This is a genomic window from Aliiroseovarius sp. S1339 (assembly GCF_023195695.1).
Taxonomy (GTDB): domain Bacteria; phylum Pseudomonadota; class Alphaproteobacteria; order Rhodobacterales; family Rhodobacteraceae; genus Aliiroseovarius.
In genome coordinates this window covers 65,378-79,066 of sequence record NZ_JALPQG010000013.1, presented here as the reverse complement: position 1 = coordinate 79,066, position 13,689 = coordinate 65,378, and the positions used below count along the sequence as shown (strand labels likewise).

The 13,689-nt window shown below is 58.8% G+C and carries 12 protein-coding genes and 1 pseudogene; 3 read left to right on the top strand and 10 right to left on the bottom strand.

Translation table 11 applies throughout. The features are described 5' to 3' along the window. Positions 1-92, bottom strand: a pseudogene (locus MUY35_RS16775) (pilus assembly protein); the annotation flags it as partial. 380 nt (positions 93-472) lie between these two features. Between MUY35_RS16775 and MUY35_RS16770 the strand changes: the two are divergent. Together MUY35_RS16770 and MUY35_RS16765 are read left to right on the top strand one after the other, a co-directional pair. Then, positions 473-1,258, top strand: coding sequence for a lytic transglycosylase domain-containing protein (locus MUY35_RS16770; RefSeq protein ID WP_248370337.1), 786 nt, complete (start codon positions 473-475; stop codon positions 1,256-1,258). A gap of 4 nt (positions 1,259-1,262) precedes the next feature. After that, positions 1,263-2,708 carry a UbiA family prenyltransferase gene (locus tag MUY35_RS16765; protein ID WP_248370333.1) on the top strand — a complete coding sequence of 482 codons (1,446 nt, stop codon included), beginning with the start codon at positions 1,263-1,265 and terminating at the stop codon, positions 2,706-2,708. Between the two features lie 7 nt (positions 2,709-2,715). Here MUY35_RS16765 and MUY35_RS16760 read toward each other — a convergent pair whose 3' ends face one another. The 5 genes from MUY35_RS16760 to MUY35_RS16740 all read right to left on the bottom strand — a co-directional run bounded on the left by MUY35_RS16760 (position 2,716) and on the right by MUY35_RS16740 (position 7,612). Further along, the gene (locus MUY35_RS16760) at positions 2,716-3,465 is read right to left on the bottom strand and encodes an SDR family NAD(P)-dependent oxidoreductase (RefSeq protein WP_248370332.1); all 750 of its coding nucleotides are present in this window, start codon (positions 3,463-3,465) and stop codon (positions 2,716-2,718) included. Between the two features lie 4 nt (positions 3,466-3,469). Beyond that, complete coding sequence (locus MUY35_RS16755) at positions 3,470-4,783, bottom strand: FAD-binding oxidoreductase (RefSeq protein ID WP_248370331.1); 1,314 nt, start codon at positions 4,781-4,783, stop codon at positions 3,470-3,472. Beyond that, complete coding sequence (locus MUY35_RS16750) at positions 4,767-5,789, bottom strand: lysylphosphatidylglycerol synthase transmembrane domain-containing protein (RefSeq protein ID WP_348984519.1); 1,023 nt, start codon at positions 5,787-5,789, stop codon at positions 4,767-4,769. The genes MUY35_RS16755 and MUY35_RS16750 overlap by 17 nt, the downstream gene beginning before the upstream one ends. A gap of 144 nt (positions 5,790-5,933) precedes the next feature. Continuing rightward, positions 5,934-6,950 carry a Hint domain-containing protein gene (locus MUY35_RS16745; protein WP_248370329.1) on the bottom strand — a complete coding sequence of 339 codons (1,017 nt, stop codon included), beginning with the start codon at positions 6,948-6,950 and terminating at the stop codon, positions 5,934-5,936. Between the two features lie 167 nt (positions 6,951-7,117). After that, complete coding sequence (locus MUY35_RS16740) at positions 7,118-7,612, bottom strand: toxin-activating lysine-acyltransferase (RefSeq protein WP_248370328.1); 495 nt, start codon at positions 7,610-7,612, stop codon at positions 7,118-7,120. A gap of 101 nt (positions 7,613-7,713) precedes the next feature. Here MUY35_RS16740 and MUY35_RS16735 point away from each other — a divergent pair, with 101 nt between their 5' ends. Next, entirely contained in the window at positions 7,714-8,832 is a 1,119-nt protein-coding gene (locus MUY35_RS16735) for a TIGR03032 family protein (protein ID WP_248370327.1), read from the top strand. A 70-nt stretch (positions 8,833-8,902) separates the two neighbouring features. On the opposite strand, the gene MUY35_RS16730 is transcribed toward MUY35_RS16735, so the two are convergent. From MUY35_RS16730 to topA, 4 genes are all read right to left on the bottom strand, one after another. Beyond that, positions 8,903-9,532: a 3-oxoacid CoA-transferase subunit B gene (locus MUY35_RS16730; RefSeq protein WP_248370326.1), complete on the bottom strand. Its 630-nt coding sequence runs from the start codon at positions 9,530-9,532 to the stop codon at positions 8,903-8,905. Between the two features lie 4 nt (positions 9,533-9,536). Continuing rightward, positions 9,537-10,232, bottom strand: coding sequence for a CoA transferase subunit A (locus tag MUY35_RS16725; RefSeq protein WP_248370325.1), 696 nt, complete (start codon positions 10,230-10,232; stop codon positions 9,537-9,539). Positions 10,233-10,380: 148 nt separating this feature from the next. Next, on the bottom strand, positions 10,381-10,938 hold the full coding sequence (locus tag MUY35_RS16720) for a L,D-transpeptidase (RefSeq protein ID WP_248370324.1): 558 nt from the start codon (positions 10,936-10,938) through the stop codon (positions 10,381-10,383). A 138-nt stretch (positions 10,939-11,076) separates the two neighbouring features. Beyond that, positions 11,077-13,653: a type I DNA topoisomerase gene (topA, locus tag MUY35_RS16715; RefSeq protein ID WP_248370323.1), complete on the bottom strand. Its 2,577-nt coding sequence runs from the start codon at positions 13,651-13,653 to the stop codon at positions 11,077-11,079. Positions 13,654-13,689 lie beyond the last annotated feature (36 nt).

Sequence of the window (13,689 nt, the reverse complement as noted above, 5' to 3'; positions counted from 1 at the left end):
CCCACGATGGCTGCGGTCAGAACGACCCAGTCCACAGTTACAGCGCCGTCTTCGTCAGCTTGGAAAGTCTTGATCAGGTTATACAGTTTCATTTTGTTTCACTCCGAAAAGGTGTTGTTTCATCTTGTTCACCTTGGCGCCTGAACTTTTGCCGTCCGCAGCGCTGCTTGGCATGACACCTAATTAGCCCTTTGATTGGGGCAAGAGTTGGGCGGGTTTCGTACCTTTTCTGGCTTAACGAAATTTTAGGTTTTTTTCCGGTCAACCTTTTGAAATCGCGCATTAAAAAAGTGTTAAAATCTTTTTTCTCTGTGGTAATCCTGCGTATGTGTCCGCAATTTTTCCAGACAATCCAAGGTAAATCTGGCTCTTAATGACCAAATCTGCGACAAACAACAAAACAATTCGAGGCAGAGCAGAGAACCGCAAAATGCGGCGCTTCCTGATCATAAGCATACTCCTGACCCTTGTGATGGGGGGACAGGCGCAGGCGGACACCACGCCGGCGCCCTTTCCAGACTTCACTTTCAAGCGAATTGCCGTCCCGCAGGCCGGGGCCAAGCGGATCACAATCCAAATTGACCCGGCCGTGCAAGCCGCCGCATTGGCACCGAAAGCCCCCGCACCCGAGGTTGTTGAAGAGGTTGCGGCCTCTGTGCCGACACTTCCGCCTTCCGAATGGGATTGGTTCTGGACCTCCGTTTCACCGCGTCTGGACAAGGCGGGCCCGGCCAATGTGCGCGTCGCCCTTGATTTGCTTGAAACGCAAGAGGGGATGGCCCAGCCCCGCCTTCAACATTTGCAAAGCATCGCGCAGGCCCATGGCACCGATATTCTGAAAGCGACGATCGGCACGCCGGTGTCGCCCGCGCTTGTTCTAGCGCTGATTTCGGTGGAAAGTGGCGGGCGTGTGGCTGTGGAAAGCCATGCAGGCGCGCAGGGGCTTATGCAATTGATCCCTGACACTGCCGCGCGCTTTGGTGTCAAAGACAGCAACGACCCCTCGCAGAATATCATGGGTGGTGTTGCCTATCTGAACTGGTTGATGCACCATTTTGACGGCGACCCGATCCTTGCCCTCGCGGGTTATAACGCGGGCGAGAATGCGGTGAAGGACAATGGCGGCGTGCCCCCTTATGCGGAAACCCGCGCCTATGTGCCCAAAGTGCTTGCCGCCTGGCGGGTCGCGCGCGGGCTGTGCCTGACCCCGCCAGAGCTTTTGTCTGACGGATGTGTATTTGCAGTAAATGGATCGTGATTTGATGGCCGACAGTCTTACCAAGAAACCGTTCGTTTTGGACGTCGACGGAACATTTCTGCGCACAGACATGCTTTATGAATGCTTCTGGGGCGGTCTTGGTAAAGATCCGATCCGCACGCTGCAAACCAGCCTCGCGCATTTTCGCGATCCCGCCCGTCTGAAAGCCGAACTGGCTAAGATCGCCGCGCTGCGCACTGACTTGCTTCCGGTTGACCCAGATGTGTTGGAGGTCGCCCGCGCAGCCCAAGCTGAAGGGCGTGAGGTTGTGCTCGCCTCAGCGTCCGACCAGAGCATTGTGCAACAACTGGCGGCGGACCACGGCCTGTCGGACCGCATCTTTGCCTCAGACGGGCACACTAACCTGAAGGGCGACAACAAGGCCAAGGCGTTGGTTGCGGCCTACGGCGAGGGCGGCTTTCACTATGCGGGCAACGCGGTCGTGGATCGTGCAGTTTGGGACCATGCCGACGCGGCTTTGGTGGTGGGTGATACGCGCTCGGCCAAGATGTTAGAGGCGCAAGGAAAGCCCGTTACCCTGATCGAGGGCGGCTGGCGCATGAAAGATGTGCTGAAAAGCTTCCGTCCCCATCAATGGGTCAAGAACGTGCTTTTGTTCGTGCCGATGATCGCGGGTCATGCCTTCGATCTGAACACGCTTCTTCTGGCGATCCTCGGGGTGATCAGCTTTTCGGCGGCGGCATCGTCCATCTATCTGGTCAACGACCTTCTGGATCTTGAGGCTGACAGGCTGCATGTGAAGAAATGCAAACGCCCCTTTGCATCAGGGGCTGTGCCGATACAGGTGGGGATGGTGTCGTTCTTCGTTCTTGCGGCCATCGCGTTGGGTGTGGCGGCCTATCTGGGCTGGGCATTCTTTGGCGTGGTCAGCCTGTATATGGCGATGTCGCTGGCCTATTCGCTGAAGCTGAAGCGGATGCGTTGGGTAGATATTGCGGTGCTGGCGTCCCTTTATACTCTGCGGGTCGTTGCTGGCGCCGCCGCCACAGATATCCACGTGTCGGGATATCTGCTGGTGTTCATCTTCCCGGTCTTCTTGGCCCTTGGCTGCGTGAAGCGTCTGACGGAACTGACCCTTGCCACATCAGACGAGCGTTTGCCGGGGCGGGGCTATGGTCGCCCGGATCGACCCGACCTTCTGAACGTAGCGTCGCTGGGTGTCGTGGCAGCCCTGGTGGCCTTTTTCCTGTATTCCTTCACCGAACAAGCCCTGTCGCTCTACAAAACCCAATGGCTGATGTGGATCGCGGGCCTGCCGCTGGCATGGTGGATGATCCGTATGGTGCGTTTGGGATGGCACGGCAAACAGGATTATGACCCGATTGTCTTTGCGATGAAGGACAAGCGGGGCATTGGCCTGATGCTGATGACGATGGCAATTATGTTCTACGCCGCAGGTCTTTGGCAGGAATGGTTCGGGGTCGGTTAAAAGCCGATCAGATCGACATCTTCTTAAAGATAAACTCCGGGATGTGTCGGATGATCAGCATGATGTAGCGCCAGAAGAACGGCGTGTAGATCACGTTGCGCTGCTTCTCGACCGCTTTCAGGATGTCGGCGGCGACCTTCTGGGGCGAGGCGACAAGGAACATCCCTTCGATCCCCCATGTCATCGCCGTGTCCACGAAGCCGGGCTTTACTGTCACCACATGGCCGCCCGCGCGTGTCAGGCGATTGCGCAGGCCCGACAGGTAGGTGGCAAAGCCTGCCTTGGCCGAGCCATAGACATAGTTGCCGATCCGGCCCCGATCGCCTGCCACCGAACAAACGCCGACGACCGTGCCCGCACCCCGGTCTTCGATGATTGGGGCTAGCATGGTCAGGAACGCCGCTGGGCCTGAGTGGCTGTCTTTCACCACGCCTTCGATCAGGGCGGGGTTGGCGTCGATGTCTTCTTGAGCGGGCATCGAGCCAACAAAGACCGCAGCGTTGATCACGCCTTCCTCGCGCCCGGCGCGGTCGATGATCGGCTGGAAGGTTGCGATGTCGCGGGCGTCGAACTTCACCGCCTCAGCGGTCACACCGCGCGCGGACAGGTCTGTTGCGGATCGTTTCAGGTCGTCCATATCGCGCCCGGCCAGAATGACACTTGCGCCTTGATCGGCCACGGCCTGCGCAAAGGCGCGCGCCATGGATGAGGTTGCGCCAAGGATGATCCAGCACTGGTTTTGTTTGGTCTTTGTCATGTTCTTACTCCGCCTCGCGCAGGTTCAGACGGCGCACCATATCGGTTTCCAGCGCGTGATCCGGGTCGGCCTTGTTGACCTGTTTCACCCAGTCGCCATGTTCGGGATACATCGACTTGATCGCCGGGCCAGTGGCCAACGCGTCCTTGGCAAGATAAAGCCGCCCGCCTGCGTCCATGGTCATATCCTCAAGCATCGCGATCAGGTCCACCGCCGCGTCACGGGCGGGGAAATCGACCGCCAGCGTGTAGCCCTCCATCGGAAAGCTCATATGACCCGCGCGCCCCGCTCCCATGCGTTTGAGTACGGCCAGAGGCGACGACAGACCAGCACCAGCGATCAACTCCAACATCGCTTTCAGCGCGTCGGCCTGATCCAGTGGCACGACGTTTTGGAACTGATAGAAGCCGCGCTTGCCGTAGAGGCGGTTCCAGTCGTGGATTTTGTCCAGCGGGAAGAAGAAGTCGTCGATCCGTTTGACGGACGAGCGCCCCGAGCTTGGCACCCGTCGGTAATAAGCGTTGTTGAAGGCCCGCACGACCGGGTTGGACAGCGCGAAATTCGGCGCATCCAGCGGGATTTTCTTCGACGGCTTCGCCTTCGGCAGAAGCCCTGCGGCCAACTCGGCCTCTTCTATGACACCGCGCCCAAGGGCTGCACCCTTGGCGGTCGTGTCGATCCAGCCAACCGTATAGGTCGCCTGACTGCCATCGAGCAGGGCAAGGTGGTCGTCCCAATCCTCGGCCCGGCGTTCTGTGACCATCATCACGTCGCCGGGGCAGGGTTTGAGTTGCAATTTCGCCTCAGCAATCACGCCGGTCTGTCCGATGCCGCCCATCGTGGCGCGGAACAGGCTTGCGTTGCGGGTGGGCGTGGCAACGGTGCGCTTGTCGCCATTCAGCAGGGTGACCGACAGAACGTGCTGGCCGAAGCTGCCCTCGTTATGGTGGTTCTTGCCGTGCACGTCTTGTGCGATGCAGCCGCCCACGGTGGCAAAGCCGGTGCCGGGCATGACGGCGGGAAGCCATCCGCGCGGGGCGAAGACGTGGGCCAGATCACCGATGGTGATGCCGGCCTCGACCGTGACAACGCCAGTGTCCGCGTTAAAGTCGATGATGCGGTTCATCCGCGTCATGTCGATGGCGCGACCACCGTCGTTCAGCGGCGCATCACCATAGGATCGGCAATTGCCGATGGCGGGGCAGGGGTGCTGCGCCACGGTGGCCTTCAGGCTGCGGGCGCGTTCGGGACGCGCCAATTCGGCAGAGGCTTTCAGAACCCGGCCCCAGCCGGAATACTCGTTATTTTTCCAAACCATGTGTATGTCTCAATGAATTGCGTTCCGCGACGGGGAAGATCAAAAGACCTAGCCCAATCGCGAACCAAAGGGTTGTTATACGGATGATGGCGGTGGCGGGCAGGCTGACTTCAAGCGGCACGCCTTCCATTGCCAAAAGGGCAATCATGGCGGCTTCCGCACCACCGACGCCACCCGGTGCACCGGTCAGGCCACCAGCGAGGGTCGAGAAGACGAAGATGGCGACCGCCTTGGCAAAGCCGATATCGGCCCCCATCCACATTAACAGAAGGTGAAAGGCATAGCCTTCGGCGACCCAGCCAATGACCCCGATCAGCGCGGCAAGCGCCATCAATGTGGGCGAAGTGAACGCCGACAGCGAAAGGGAGGCACGGCGGATCTTGGCCCAAAGCCTCGCAAACCGCCCGGTGATCCTGTGCCCCATCGTGGCAAACCAGCCCAGCAGGCGCGGTCGGGTCGCTGCGAAGGCGGCGATCAGGGCAAGGATTGTGACGGGCAGCCCGCCCGCGATCCCGGTCGCCGAAAAGGCCAGCGCCAGCCCAAGGATCAAGGCCATCGCCGTCAGGTCCGACGCGCGATCCACCAGCACAAGGGGGGCCGTGCGCTCAAACGCCCAACCGGTTTCGCGTTTCAGCCAGCGCATCCGCACCAGCTCGCCCACGCGGCCGGGTGTGACCGACATCGCGAACCCGCCAAGGAAGTGGCGCAGGTCTTGGACAAGACCCGTGGGCAGTCCCAGTTTGCGCGCAAAGATATGCCAGCGCAGCCCACGAAACAGGTAATTCACAAGGCTGAGGGCAAGCAGGGCGACAAATTGCGCGACCGTCAGCTTGGCAAGTTGAGCGCGGGTTTCTTCCCAGCCTGTTGCGGCGGCCAGACCGATCAATCCAACCAGAACCAGCCCGAACAATCCAAGCAGCACAAGCGTGTCGCGCAGCCGCCGGGGGGCGGCGTCCGGTGCAGATTGTTTCCCTGCAGTGGATGATATGGGGTTTGTGCTGCTCATTGTCATTGCCCGGCTTATGGCGGGGGATTGAGGCGAGATTATGAAAGCTTCGGCGCAATTGCGAGGGAAAAGGGGGGCGTGGGGCTTTGGTGCGGGCAACCCAACGAAAGCGTAGCGAGGGCAATGATTGTTCAGACTTCCAAGCTAGATAGCGCGGACTTCGGATTGCAATGCAAATGGCTTCAGGGATTGGGTCAACACTTGCCCCTCATAGGCGCGCAGCTCGGCGTGGGCCATATCGCTTGGTTTTTCGAGCAGGCCGGGGAAGATCGCTTCAAGCTCGTTGATCTGCGCCTGGTTCAGCGTGGTCAACGACATGTCGCCAAGATGTAATGTCTCGGCGGGGCAGCCATTTGCAAAAACGATCTCGTGCTGATCAAGGACAAGGTGCCAGTATTCCAATTCCTCAACCTCGCCGCTGCAATCATAGATGCTTTCGCCATTCAAAAGGCTTTTCGCACTGGCAAGGGCCGTGTCCTGCGCCAACAGCAAATCAACCTGTGGGCCTTCCAGCAACACCCTGTGCTGGGGTGAAACCCGCAGCGTTTTGGTTGGCACGCCGGGTGCAAATGTGTCCGGCGCAATCGCGATGGGTTCCAGTTGCGAGTTGCCGCGTCGCCGATCACGCGACACTTTCGACGCAGATATCCAGCGCACAGGCTGAAGGCCATTGTCGCGGGTGACCAGCATGTCGCCCACGCGCAACTGTTCAATCCGGCGCGGGCCGCGATCGGTCAGTATATCGGTGCCGCGCGCAAAGCAGACTTCATTTTCGCCAAAGATGGTGATGGTCACCTGATGGGTGTCGATGACCGCAGTGCCATTGACGACCGGGGCATAGCCATTTGCGGCGTTGAAGGATGTGTCCCTGACCCGGATATTGAAGGTGACATCCAGGCTTTGACCCGCGTCCAATCCATCCAAAGCCGGATCGTCGCTGTCGACCACGAAGCTCCATGTATAGCCGCCTTCGTCATTTGCGGTGTTTTGAACGATCGTAAGCGTACCAAATGATGGGGCCGACAGAATGTCATAGCCGCCTGCAAGCCAAGAATACGTGCCCGGCTCTGTATTCACGACAGAGCCACTGGCACTGATGTTCCCGGTCCCGTTGAACCCTTCCGTCATCGAGGCCGTCGTTGGTCCTGAGAGGCTAACCATGGAAATTCCCTCTTTTACTCGCCAAACATTTACAGGCGGCGCTTTCGCCGTTAGAAATCCCGCTAAGGAACACAGGCAAAAGCCGTAAACTCATTAATACTTTGAATACGACACTCGGGCAATTCTGTCGGTGTGGTAAGGGGGAAATCGGCGGAGAAAACACCATTTCATGCCACCTCGGTCGATCGGATCTTCCATTTTTCGCTGTTTGGCGTGCGGTGCCATTCCAGTAGCTTTTTCTGCCCCTTGTGGATTCGTAGGGTTTTTACACTGTCCTCCTGCACAGAGGATTTGATGTTTTCAATGATTTGGTCGCCATGCCCCCACGGGGCCATGATATCCATGATCCAAAGCTGTGTGCCAGACCGCCATTCGTCAAATTCGTCCAGCCCCTTGCCTGTCAGATGCTTCTTTTCGGCCGCCGCATCCAGTTTGGCCCAGGTAACAAGACCACGCGGCACATCGCGCGCGCGATAGACATTGAACTGCTTCAGATAGATCGGAGGCTCAAACGCTTTCGCAATCGCGCGCGCCGACCAGTTTCCGTAAAAGTCGGAATAGAAGGCCAGGAACGCGAGCTCTCCGAACACACGCAGAACATCTTCGTTGGGGTAGAGAGGCGAAACCTCTATCAAGCCACCTGTGTCTTCGTCATCCGTCATGAGCTGACCCCTTACATGAAAACCATTCGCTATCTTTCCCCTCGACTGCGCGCGCTCTGAGTAGGAGTATTGGCGGGCCAATCGGGAAGTAGGAGCAAAAAGTGGCTGACGCAGGCGACGATGACAACACTAAAGTCGATTTGGAGTTTCCGAAGCCAGCCGAGATGAAGAAAGGCCGTGTACGCCTGCACCCAAGCGACGGGTTTCGCGGTTGGCTGACGAAAAACCGGATTTCTCTGGCGTTCAATACCTATCACATCGGCAAATTATTTATGATTGGCGTGAACGATGCGGGCCAGTTCGTGTTTTCCGATGCCAATTTTCCGCGCTCGATGGGGTTGAGCCTGCACAACGGCACGCTGTGGATGGCAAGCCACAAGCAAATCTGGCGGTTTGAGAACTTTTTGGACAAGGGCCAGATGTCGCAAGGCAATGACGCCGTCTTTGCCCCGATCGCGGCCACCACCACCGGATTTATCAACGTGCATGACGTGCGGGTCAGTGACAGCGGCGTTTATTTCATCGCGAGCCAGTTCAACTGCATCGCGCGCCTGCATGAAAGATGGAGCTTCGAGCCCCTGTGGAAGCCACCCTTCATCAGCGAGTTTGCATATGGCGACCGGTGTCACCTGAACTGTCTGGCGCTGGAGGACGGCGCGCCAAAATATGTCACCTGCTTTGCCGACACGGACGAAGTTGAAGGTTGGCGCGCATTACCGAAGGACCAAAGCGACGGGCTGCTGATCGACGTGCAAAGCAACGACGTCCTGTGTGACAACTTGCACATGCCCCACTCGCCCCAACTGCATAACGGGAAGCTATATGTTGCCAATAGCGGGTTGGGCGAATTTGGCGAGGTTGACCGCGATACTGGCGCGTATCGCCCGATCTGTTTTATTCCGGGCTTCACCCGTGGGATCGCGTTTTGGAAAAACTACGCGCTGGTCGGTGCGTCGCGCCCGCGTCAAAACGGAGTGTATGAAGGCAATGACGGCACGCCGTTGAACGAGCGTTTGCAGGATATGGGGGTTGCGCCGGAATGCTCGATCTCGGTCATCAATCTGGATAGTGGCGCGATTGAACACCAGATCGTGCTGGAAGGGGCCGCGTCCGAAATTTATGATGTTTGCGTTCTGCCCGCGATCCGCAAGCCGCGGGTCTTGGATCTGGGAAGCGACGCGTTGGACACGATGTTCCGCCCGTCAAAGCTGTATATCTAACCAGTGGCAACGCGGCGCTAAAAAGAAAAGGCCCCGCGAACGGAGCCTTTTCTGACGCCTTTTATGACCGTTAGTCGAGGATCTTTGCCTCGGTCGCGGCGCGCAGCTCGTCTTCAGTGACGCCATCTGCGGTCTCGACGATCTTCAGGCCACCCTCGACCACATCCAGCACACCAAGGTTGGTGATGATGCGGTCCACCACGGCCTTGCCGGTCAGCGGCAGGGTGCATTCCTTCAGCACTTTGCTGTCGCCATGCTTGTTGGTGTGATCCATCACGACCACCACGCGGCCAACACCGGCCACAAGGTCCATCGCGCCGCCCATGCCTTTGACCAGTTTGCCGGGGATCATCCAGTTGGCCAAGTCGCCGTTTTCGGCCACTTCCATCGCACCAAGGATCGCCATCGCGATCTTGCCGCCCCGGATCATCCCAAAGCTCATCGAGCTGTCGAAATATGAGGTCTGGGGCAGTTCGGTGATGGTCTGCTTTCCTGCGTTGATCAGGTCGGCGTCAATTTCGGCCTCGGTTGGGAAGGGGCCCATGCCCAGCATTCCGTTTTCCGACTGAAGCGTCACGTGGACACCTTCAGGGATGAAGTTTGACACAAGCGTCGGGATGCCGATCCCGAGGTTCACATACCAGCCGTCTTGCAGTTCCTGTGCCGCGCGGGCGGCCATTTGATTGCGGTCCCATGCCATGATCTCAGCCCTCCCGAATGGTGCGTTGTTCGATACGCTTTTCGTGATCGCCCTGAATGATGCGATGCACATAGATGCCCGGCAGGTGGATCGCATCGGGGTCAAGCGACCCGGTCGGCACAATCTCCTCGACCTCGACCACACAGACCTTGCCGCACATGGCGGCGGGCGGGTTGAAGTTGCGGGCGGTCTTGCGGAACACAAGGTTGCCGGTTTCGTCCGCTTTCCAGGCTTTCACGATGGACAGGTCGGCAAAGATGCCTTCTTCAAGGATGTATTCCTCGCCGTTGAAGACCTTCACTTCTTTGCCCTCAGCGATCACGGTGCCCACGCCGGTTTTGGTGTAAAACCCGGGGATGCCGTGACCTGCGGCGCGCATGCGCTCGGCCAAAGTGCCTTGGGGGTTGAACTCAAGCTCAAGCTCGCCCGACAAGTATTGGCGCATGAACTCTGCGTTTTCGCCCACATAGGACGACATCATTTTCTTGATCTGCTTGGTGTCCAGCAATTTGCCAAGCCCGAAGCCGTCAACGCCGCAGTTATTCGATGCGATGGTGATGTCTTTGACGCCGCTTTCGACCAGCGCGTCGATCAGCAATTCCGGAATGCCACACAGGCCAAAGCCCCCAGCGGCAATCAGCATCCCGTCGCTCAAAAGCCCATCAAGGGCCTCGGCGGCGTTGCCATATACCTTTTTCATGAAAGTTACCTCTCGTCAGTTTCGCACCTGTTCTGGCGTGGGGGCCGTGCAAAGTCAACGAAACGCGCGGGTGAGACGAGGCTTCGGGTATTTCTACCTAAGACCTGATTTCCTTTACCTTGGTGGGCGCAACACTTGAAACGACCCCCTAGATTATCCGAACTTGCGCGCCGATTGGTGTGATGGCGAACAGCTCGGCGATGGCGCTGTTGTAAAGGCCGATGCAGCCGTCCGAACTGCGCCGCCCGATCTTGCGCGTGTCATGGGTGCCGTGGATCAGATAAGCGGGCCAATCCAGATACATGGCGTGCGTGCCCAGCGGATTGTCCGGGCCGGGCGGGGTGTATTTCAGGTCTGGATTACGTTCCATCATACTGGGGGTCGGCGTCCAGTCTGGTCCGACCTTCTTGCGCACAATCTTTGTGTATCCGGTCTTGGTCAGTTCATCCGTCATCGGAACCGAGGAAGGATAAATGCGATAATCGCGGCCATCCGCGCTCCAGTAATGCAAGGCGCGCGAAACCGTGTCACAGACGATCGTGACCCGGTCCAGCTTGTCGAAATGATCACGCCAGTCCTGACTGGCAAAGCTCGACACGTTGCGCTTAGCGGTTTCGATGATGGGTGTGGCAAGCCCGGCAGCGGGCAGCACGAAAGAGGCTGTTGCGCCCGCGATGACCGCGCGGCGCGAAAGAATACGTGACATGGTGAGGCTCACTGTTCGATTGCGTTTGGCCGCAATCAATCCAACGCGCGCGCAGGTTTCAACTCACGAATGCGCGAGTTTGAATGTGGCACCCGCAGTGTCGCATTTCTGGCCCGGATCAAGGTGTCAAAGCCGCCGTCAGCCCTTGCTGGCGGCGGGCTTTTTCTTTGCGGCGGGTTTCTTTGCTGCCGCTTTCTTCTTCGGTGCTGCTTTCTTTCTCGCAGGCTTCTTCTTCCCGGCTTTTTCCGTGATCAGGGCGACCGCCATCTCCATGGTCACGTCAGCCGCTTCGACATCCTTGGGAATGGTCGCGTTGACCTTTTCCCATTTCACATAAGGCCCATAGCGCCCGTCCATGACATTGACCGGCCCGCCGTTTTCGGGATGTTCGCCCAGTTCTTTCAACGGCTTGGCCGCCGCCCGACCGCGCCCACCGGGGTTGGCGCGTTTTTCCGCCAGCATCTCGACCGCGCGGTTCATGCCGATCTCGAACACGTCATCGGGGTCTTTCAGATTGGCATAGGTCGGTTTGGCGTCGTCGGGCAGTTTGTGCATGACATAGGGGCCGAAGCGCCCGAAATTCGCGCTGATCATGCCGCCTTCGGGGTGTTCGCCAATTTCGCGGGGCAGGGACAGCAGCACCAGAGCCTTCTCTAGGTCCATCGCGTCCTTGTCCCACCCTTTGGGCAGGCTGGCACGTGGTGGCTTTTTGTTTTCCGGCGTCGGTTCACCGCGCTGCACGTAGGGGCCGAAACGACCAGATTTCAACCAGATCTCGTCGCCCTGATCTTCGCCCAGCACACGTTCATCCCCCTCGGCCCCTTCACCCGCGATGGGGCGGGTATAGGTGCATTCAGGATAGTTGCCACAACCGACAAACCCACCAGTGCGCGAGGTTTTCAGGTGCAGCTGACCGTTGCCGCATTTCGGGCAGATGCGCGGGTCTGATCCATCTTCGCGTGGCGGGTAGAGCTGCGGGGCAAGGGCGGCGTCCAGCTTGTCGAGCACTTCCGAAATGCGCAATTCTGATGTCTCGGCAATTGCCGCCGAGAAATCGCGCCAGAAGCGCGCGAGCACCTCTTTATAATCCATGTCGCCAGCCGAGATTTCGTCCAGCTCTTCTTCCAAATGTGCGGTAAATTCGTATCCCACATATTTACGGAAGAAATTCATCAGGAAGATGGTGACGATCCGCCCCTTGTCCTCGGGAAACAGACGGTTCTTGTCTTTGCGGACATACTCGCGGTCCTGAATGGTCGTGATCACCGACGCATAGGTCGAGGGGCGACCGATGCCCAGTTCTTCCATGCGCTTGACCAACGTGGCTTCGGTGTAACGGGGCGGGGGCTGGGTGAAATGCTGTTCGGGCGTGACACCCTTTTTCTCGGCCTTTTCGCCTTCCATGATCTGGGGCAGGCGCTTGTCGTCGTCATCCACCACCTGATCGTCGCGACCTTCTTCATAGACCTTCAGAAAGCCCTCGAACACGACAACCTGTCCGGTGGCGCGCAGCACGACCTGACCGTCGGATGAGCCCACATCAACCGTGGTGCGTTCGAACTTCGCGCTTTCCATCTGGCTGGCCAGCGTGCGCTTCCAGATCAGGTCGTAAAGCTTGCGCTGATCGGGTTCCAACCGCGCCAGATCGCTCGCGGATACGGTCATATCGGTCGGGCGGATACATTCGTGTGCCTCTTGGGCGTTCTTGGCCTTGTTCTTGTAAATCCGGGGCTTGGCCGGGATGAACTCCTTGCCATAGCGATCCGAAATCGCGTCACGCGCGGCGGCCACGGCTTCCGGCGCCATGTCGATCCCGTCGGTCCGCATATAGGTGATATAGCCCGCTTCATAGAGGCGCTGGGCCGTCGACATTGTCTGACGCGCGCCAAAACCGAACTTACGGCTGGCGTCCTGTTGCAAGGTCGACGTCATGAAGGGCGGCGAGGGGTTGCGGGTGGCAGGCTTGGCCTCCACCGACTGAACGGTCAGATCGCGCGAGGAAATCGCCTGCACAGCCATTTCGGCCGCGGTCTCATTCTCAAGGTCGTAGCGGTCGAGCTTTTGGCCGCCGAGCACTGTCAAACGCGCCTCAAACTCCTGCCCGCGCGGGGTGGAGAGCAGCGCTTTCACCGACCAGTATTCACGGGCCTTGAACGCCTCGATCTCTTCCTCACGCTCAACGATCAGGCGCAGGCAGACCGACTGCACACGACCCGCAGAGCGCGCGCCGGGCAGTTTGCGCCACAGAACGGGCGACAGGTTGAAGCCCACCAGATAATCCAGCGCGCGACGGGCCAGATAGGCCTCGACCAGATCGGTGTCGACGTCGCGGGGATGCTCCATCGCCTCGGTCACGGCGGATTTGGTGATCGCGTTGAACACCACGCGGCTGACCGGCGTGTCCTTCTTGATCGCACGCCGCTTGCGCAGGGCTTCCTCAAGGTGCCACGAAATCGCTTCGCCCTCGCGATCCGGGTCGGTCGCGAGGATCAGGTTGTTGTCGTCTTTCAACGCATCCGCAATGGCGCGCACGTGCTTGGCGCTGTCGCGACCAATTTCCCATGTCATGGCGAAATTGTCGTCGGTATCGACCGAGCCGTCTTTTGCAGGCAGGTCCCGCACATGGCCATAGGATGCCAGCACGGTGTAATCCGACCCAAGATACTTGTTGATGGTCTTGGCTTTGGCCGGGCTTTCTACGACGACAACGGGCATGAACTTCCTCTCGACTCAAACGCGCCATGAAATAAT